Genomic DNA, 6,718 nt, shown 5'->3' with positions numbered 1-6,718 from the left:
AATCCATGCAATGTTCCAAAGATCTTACGTTTGCGTACAGCTTTTCTTAATAATTCCCCATCGCTAAGTATTTCTACTTAGCGCAAACTTGGGATGCTCCCTAGAAAAAGGTTTTGATCAGCCAAATTTTTTAGCCCCCGATCTGCCATCTATACAGCAATCTCTTTTGTCGCAGAATATAACAGAAAATCTGCCAATTTTGTTAGCGGAAGACGATATCGTTAGTCAAAAAATCTTTACTTTATTTCTCAAGAGACTTGGGCTTAAAGTTGATATTGCCAACAATGGATCAGAAGTATTAAAAATGTTGGCTCTTAAACCATATGAGATAATTTTTACGGATATCCAAATGCCTGAAATGGATGGAATCGCAACCACGCAAAAAATACGTCGAGAAATTGAAAATCAGCCTTGGATTATCGCTTTAACTGCAAATGCTTACCATGAAGATCGGCTAAGATGCATTGATGCAGGCATGAATGATTTTATTACTAAACCACTTCAGTTTGAGAATGTTATTCAAGCATTAAATAGATATGCTCAACAGGTAACTTTCTCGCCCAGATAACCTGCTGGATGTGTGGAATAATGCTATCTTGTATTTATTATTCAACTAACCTATGCTCTGGGATCGTATTCAATCACAAATGCCGCCTGATGCGTCTTTGCAATTAGAGCGCATGGATGTTTTTTGGAAAAATTATCGCCAGAACTATCAAGAGGTTGCCAAGGTAATCAACAGATCTAAAAATCAGAACCTAGGCGATCGCGATTTTGATGTAATTGTCTGTGGTGGCACTCTGGGGATTTTTATAGCGGCGGCTTTGCAGGGGTTGGGCTGGCGGGTGATCGTGGTAGAGCAGGGCATACTGAGGGGGCGGGCGCAGGAGTGGAATATTTCGCGCCGTGAGTTGTCTAGCTTGGTGGAATTAGGGCTGCTCACAGCATCGCAATTGGAAACAGCGATCGCTACTATTTACAATCCTGCGCGGGTGGGTTTTCGTGGTGGCAAAGATCTGTGGGTGCGCGATATTCTCAATATTGGCGTTGATCCAATTTATCTATTGGCAACTCTTAAACAGAAATTTCTCGCTGATGGGGGCAAGATTTTAGAACAAACTAAATTTAATAGTGCGACTGTTTATGATGATGGCGTGGAGGTAGAAGTTCGGTCGCACAATGCTCTATCGACCGCAAAAATTACAGGGCGGTTATTGCTGGATGTAATGGGGCATTTTTCGCTGATCGCTAGACAGGGGCGATCGCTAACCCAGCCTAGCCTCAAGCCCGAAGGGGTCTGTATGGTGGTGGGCAGTTGTGCTAAGGGGATGCCTAATCAGGGCTATGGCGATTTAATCTATAGCTTCACGCCCATTCAAAATCAATGTCAATATTTTTGGGAAGCCTTTCCAGCGCGGGATGGACGCACCACCTATATGTTTACCTATGTGGATGCCGATCCCAGTCGCCCTAGTTTCGCGCAACTAATGGCAGATTATTTACGCTGGTTGCCTGAATATCAAGCAGTGGAACTAGAAAAATTGCAATTTGTGAGAATGCTCATGGGATTTTTCCCTGCCTATGCCAATAATCCTTTGGCGATCGCTTGGGATCGGGTGATGCAGGTGGGCGATAGTGCGGGGATGCAGTCACCCCTTAGTTTTGGCGGCTTTGGGGCAATGGTACGCCACTTGCAAAGGCTGACCCAAGGACTTGATCAAGCTTTGCAGGGTGACTGGCTAACAAGGCGAGATTTACAAGAATTGCAACCCTATCAACCGAATCTCGCGGTGACATGGCTATTTCAGAAATCGATGAGTGTGTCTGTGAATAGCGTTGATAGTTCTCTAAATTCTCAAGATCGCATTAATAATTTACTAAATGTCACCTTTGACTGCATGGCAAAACTTGGCGATCGCGTGATCTATCCATTTTTACAAGATGTCGTGCAGTTCCTGCCGCTTACACAAACTATGCTGGCAATGGCGATCACCGATCCCGTTTTAGTTCTCAAAATTGTGCGCGAAGTGGGCTTGTTCACCCTGCTTGACTGGTTCAAACATTATTTAGGACTAGGCTATTACAGCCTGCTTTATCAAGTCGGTTTACAAATATTTGTCACAGGTGATTACCTCTTACCCGAACAAAAGTACTACTGGCAACGTCAATTAGAAAGATGGCAGTATGGCTCTGGTGGCGATTTTGCTACGGGCGATCGCCCAAAGTGATCGGCGCTTTGCGCTATCTTTATTACAATCCCAAAAGCCTATGGTGGTAAGAATTGCCACCACAGACTTTTGAATCACACAAGGAGCAAGACTTATGTTGCGACAAATTAGCTTAATTTCAACGATGATGACTATGGTCTTGCTTGGATGTGCCAATCAAGATCCTCCCAATAGCGCTGTCACCAATGCAGCCAATGGTTCCACGGCTCAAGCTGTATCCCCCACTGGCTCTTCCAAAGCTGACAGTACACCCCAATCCACTGTGATCAAGGTGACAGATACAAAAAAAACTGCCGCTCCATCGTCTGCTAATAAAACCAAAGCGATCGCCACAGGAAATATTGCTGACTTGCCAGACAAAGAAATTTGTGGCAATAATCGTGTTGCCTATGCCTATGGCGAAACCTCTAGCTTTCTTGTGTATATCTGTGCCGATGCCAGTACTCCCGATATCCCCCGCTATTACATGAGTCGCAACAAGGATGGTAGTGGTGGTTTAGAAATAGAGGCAAAGGATTACAATCCGCAAAAGTCTGATGTAATCGAGTTCAACAATGGCGGCTATCTCTATGCGATCGAAGCCCCAACCAGCCAAAATCCTGAGCCTGTAATGCGCGTGACCTTTCCCAATGGCAAGGTCAATGAGGAACAGTTATTGAAATATCTGGCTAGTGGTAAAGATGGTTCTAGTAACAATGATCCCTTGGCATATGTGCTTGCCAATCGCGAAAAATTAGGCATTTGCAAAGATGATTTTCGGGATAGCAATAGCGGTATGGGGTCACGGGCTTTTAAATTGACTGACAAGCGCTATCTGGTGCAGGTGCAATGTTTTCTGGCTGCCTATCAAGGTGCTTTTGAATATGTGCTTTGGATTGACGAATCTCCCCAACCGCGTGTGATTCCGATGGAGTTTGATGCTTTTCAAGAAGGTACTCCACCCAAGCGCATCACTAGCAGATCGATCGCGGGAATGCCAAGGGTAAATGTGCGATCGCAGACAATGACTAATTTCACTAAGTTTCGCGGTCTAGGAGATTGCGGCTCATCGGCACTTTATAAACTAGAGGGCGATCGCATGGTGTTACAAGAATATCGCGCAAAATATGAGTGTGATGGTAAATATGTGCAGGATTTTCCAGTTATTTATCCTTAGGAGTTTTTTAAATTGGCTTTTAGCTATTGGCTCTTAGCTTCTGGCTCTTAGCTTCTGGCTCTATTAGATCTCTGGCTTTTTTGATGTGGTCAAAAATAATTTGTACGCATATCGAGAAAGTTGGAGGTCTTAATTTTTCTCAAATAATGACACTAGGTTTATGAAATTAGGTAAAAATCAAAATCAAAACTTTTCTTGGACACCCTATTTATTTATATTGCCAGCAGTTATTTTTTTGGGTTTAACTTCTTTTCTGCCCATATTTCAGGCGATTTATTTAAGCTTTACGGACTATGACTTCATTGGCAATCCTAGCTTTATTGGTTGGCAAAATTATGATAAACTATGGCGCGATCGCGTATTTTGGCAAACATTGGGTAATACTTTAACCTATTTAATTTTTGCCGTCCCCAGCCTAGTTATTTTTTCCCTTGCCCTTGCTATTTTAGTTAATCAAAAAATTCGTACTATTAAATTTTTTCGCGCCATTTATTACTTTCCAGTCGTTGTTTCAGTTGTGGTTGCGGGTATCGCTTGGAAATGGGTCTATGCCCAAAATGGCATTTTAAATTATTTCCTATCAATAGTTAGTTCGCAAAATATTACTATTCCTTGGCTCACCGATCCGCGCACTGCTATTTTTGCGGTGATTAGTGTGGTAATTTGGCGTGGTGTGGGCTATTACATGGTGATTTATTTAGCAGGTTTGCAGTCAATTCCGCAGGATCTTTACGAAGCGGCGGCAATCGATGGTTCTGATGGTTGGCAAAAGCATTTTGATATTACGATTCCTTTAATGCGTCCCTATATTATTTTAGTATCCGTAATTTCTTCGATTTCAGCAATGAAGATATTTGAAGAAGTATATATCATGTCTCAAGGGGGACCCGCCAATGCCACCAAAACCATTGTTTATCATCTCTATGATAAAGGTTTTACTAGTTTAGAAATGGGCTATGCCTCGGCGATCGGCGTATTTTTATTCTCAGTAATATTTATTATTTCCATTGCCACTTTTAAATTTGCCAGCCCCGTTGCCATCCGATAATACAATGCTGTTCAGCACCGACTACAGCTATATGATGCTAATATCTGTAGCTAAAATCCCTAATCCAGTCATAGGTGAAATTTATGAGCGCCCCTACCGCCACAAAAATTGGACTTAATACATTACTGCCCAGTATTCGCCGTATCCATGGCATCATCCGCGAGAAGAGTGAAGTAGAAATTAAGTTGGTTACGGGCGATCAACTGCGCGGCAAAATTAATTGGATTGATGATAGCTGCATCTGTTTGGACACCTCTGGGCATAAATTAATCATTTGGCAACACGCGATCGCCTACATCAAAAGCTAAGTCCAATCACTAAGTCCAATCACTAAGTCCAATCACTAGGTCTACTCATTACAGCAAATCCCTATGTCCAACCATAGCTTTAACGCACAAGCTGCAACTAGCCTCTGGCAACTGTGGCAACATGGCGCGAAGACATTCCCCGATGCGATCGCCCTTGTTGATCCCCACTCCAAGCCGCCCACCCGTATCTCCTATGGGGATACCTTTGAGCAGATTAACGCTTTTGGCGCGGGTTTGCGATCGTTGGGTATTCAGTTTGGCGATAAGGTGGCATTGATTGCTGACAACTCGCCGCGCTGGTTGATTGCCGATCAAGGCATATTGGCGATCGGTGCTGCTGATGCCACCCGTAGCTCCCAAGCCGAACGGAATGAACTGCTATATATCATTGAACATAGTGATAGTGTGGCGATCGTGGTGGAAAATCTGGCAACCCTACGCAAGTTAGAGCCAGAACTGCATAATCTGCCTGTCAAGCAAATTATTTTGCTATCCGATGAAGATGCCCCAGAGGGTGCTTATAACTTTCAGCAATTATTAGCTAAAGGGGCAAGCAAAGATCTGGGCAATCCCCCCATTCAGCGCGACACCCTCGCCACCTTGATCTATACATCAGGCACAACCGCCAGACCCAAGGGCGTAATGCTCACCCACGGCAATTTTCTGTACGAAGTTGCCGCCGCCCAAACAGTTTTGCAACTGCAAATTAACGAAAAAGTACTGAGCATTCTCCCCACATGGCACTCCTACGAGCGCACCTTTGAATATTTTATTTTTTCCCAAGGTTGCACCCAAATCTATACCAATCTTCGTACCATCAAAAAGGATCTCAAAGATCACAAACCCAATTATATGGTGGCAGTGCCGCGTCTTTGGGAGTCAATTTATGAGGGAGTACAGAAACAGTTTCGGGAGCAACCCGCGAGTAAACAGCGCCTAATTAATTTCTTCTTTAGCAACAGTCAGAAATACATTGTCGCGAAGCGTACTGTGCAAGGCTTAGATGTGGAGAATATCAATCCCACCTTCGGGGAAAAGTTCAAAGCTGCTTTTGTGATGGCAGGGTTGTGGGCTATTCACCGATTGGGGCATAAATTGGTTTATCAAAAGGTGCGGGAGGCAACGGGCGGTAATTTCAAATATATTGTTAGTGGTGGCGGCTCGATCGCTGAGCATCTCGAGGACTTCTACGAAATCGTGGGCATTGAAATCCTTGGCGGCTATGGCTTGACCGAAACCTCCCCGATTACCCATGTGCGCCGCCCTAACCGCAACATTCGCGGCGGTGACGGTCAGCCCTTCCCCCAGACCGAGACACGCATTGTCGATCTCGCCACTAGAGAGAATGTACCAACTTGGCAACAGGGCTTAGTGCTGATTAGAGGTCCGCAGGTGATGCAGGGCTATTACAAAAATCCAGAAGCCACTGCCAAAGCGATCGATCCCCAGGGCTGGTTTGATACTGGCGATTTGGGGAAGGTTAGCGCCTGGGGCGACTTGGTGATTACGGGTCGCGCTAAGGATACGATCGTGCTGACCAATGGCGAGAACATTGAGCCGCAGCCCATTGAGGATGTTTGCATTCGCAGTGCTTATATCGATCAGGTGATGCTCGTGGGGCAAGATCAAAAGCAATTGGGGCTGCTAATTGTGCCGAATCTATCCGCACTAGAGGCGGCAAAATTGATCCCCGCCGATTCAGAATTAGCAAATATTCTGCCCTTGCTGAATGAGCCAAAAATCCGTAATCTATATCGCGATGAACTCAACCGCGAGATTCAAAATCGCCCAGGTTACAGCATTAACGATCGCATCGGCGTGTTTGCATTTCTGCCTGCCCCCTTTACGATCGATAATGGTTGCTTAACCCAAACCTTTAAAATTCGCCGTAATATTATCTGCGATCGCTATCAAGATATTATTGTCAAAATGTTTAGCAATTAAACTTTAGCAGTTAAACATTCAAACCTTTACCAAA

At 44.4% G+C, this 6,718-nt stretch carries 6 protein-coding genes; all 6 read left to right on the top strand.

Translation table 11 applies throughout. From position 1 onward, the window contains the following. The first annotated feature begins 166 nt into the window (after positions 1 to 166). The 6 genes from H6F44_RS16030 (at position 167) to H6F44_RS16005 (ending at position 6,684) form a co-directional block, all read left to right on the top strand. Positions 167 to 568: a response regulator gene (locus tag H6F44_RS16030; RefSeq protein WP_190352036.1), complete on the top strand. Its 402-nt coding sequence runs from the start codon at positions 167 to 169 to the stop codon at positions 566 to 568. Positions 569 to 620: 52 nt separating this feature from the next. Further along, positions 621 to 2,228 (top strand): FAD-dependent monooxygenase family protein, encoded by a 1,608-nt coding sequence (locus H6F44_RS16025; protein ID WP_190352035.1) that lies wholly within the window; start codon positions 621 to 623, stop codon positions 2,226 to 2,228. 94 nt (positions 2,229 to 2,322) lie between these two features. Then, positions 2,323 to 3,384 (top strand): DUF1176 domain-containing protein, encoded by a 1,062-nt coding sequence (locus H6F44_RS16020; RefSeq protein WP_190352034.1) that lies wholly within the window; start codon positions 2,323 to 2,325, stop codon positions 3,382 to 3,384. Positions 3,385 to 3,544: 160 nt separating this feature from the next. Continuing rightward, complete coding sequence (locus H6F44_RS16015; protein ID WP_190352033.1) at positions 3,545 to 4,432, top strand: carbohydrate ABC transporter permease; 888 nt, start codon at positions 3,545 to 3,547, stop codon at positions 4,430 to 4,432. 83 nt (positions 4,433 to 4,515) lie between these two features. Next, positions 4,516 to 4,740, top strand: coding sequence for an Hfq-related RNA-binding protein (locus tag H6F44_RS16010; RefSeq protein ID WP_190352032.1), 225 nt, complete (start codon positions 4,516 to 4,518; stop codon positions 4,738 to 4,740). A 63-nt stretch (positions 4,741 to 4,803) separates the two neighbouring features. Further along, positions 4,804 to 6,684 (top strand): AMP-dependent synthetase/ligase, encoded by a 1,881-nt coding sequence (locus H6F44_RS16005; RefSeq protein ID WP_190352031.1) that lies wholly within the window; start codon positions 4,804 to 4,806, stop codon positions 6,682 to 6,684. The last annotated feature ends 34 nt before the right edge of the window (positions 6,685 to 6,718 follow it).

The sequence above is a fragment of the Pseudanabaena cinerea FACHB-1277 genome, from assembly GCF_014696345.1.
Taxonomy (GTDB): Bacteria; Cyanobacteriota; Cyanobacteriia; order Pseudanabaenales; family Pseudanabaenaceae; genus Pseudanabaena; species Pseudanabaena cinerea.
This window is presented reverse-complemented; position numbering and strand designations above follow the sequence as displayed.

Coding starts and splice junctions, on each gene's coding strand:
- H6F44_RS16005 (WP_190352031.1), top strand. CDS start 4,804: ATGTCCAACCATAGCTTTAACGCACAAGCTGCAACTAGCCTCTGGCAA.
- H6F44_RS16025 (WP_190352035.1), top strand. CDS start 621: ATGCTCTGGGATCGTATTCAATCACAAATGCCGCCTGATGCGTCTTTG.
- H6F44_RS16010 (WP_190352032.1), top strand. CDS start 4,516: ATGAGCGCCCCTACCGCCACAAAAATTGGACTTAATACATTACTGCCC.
- H6F44_RS16020 (WP_190352034.1), top strand. CDS start 2,323: ATGTTGCGACAAATTAGCTTAATTTCAACGATGATGACTATGGTCTTG.
- H6F44_RS16015 (WP_190352033.1), top strand. CDS start 3,545: ATGAAATTAGGTAAAAATCAAAATCAAAACTTTTCTTGGACACCCTAT.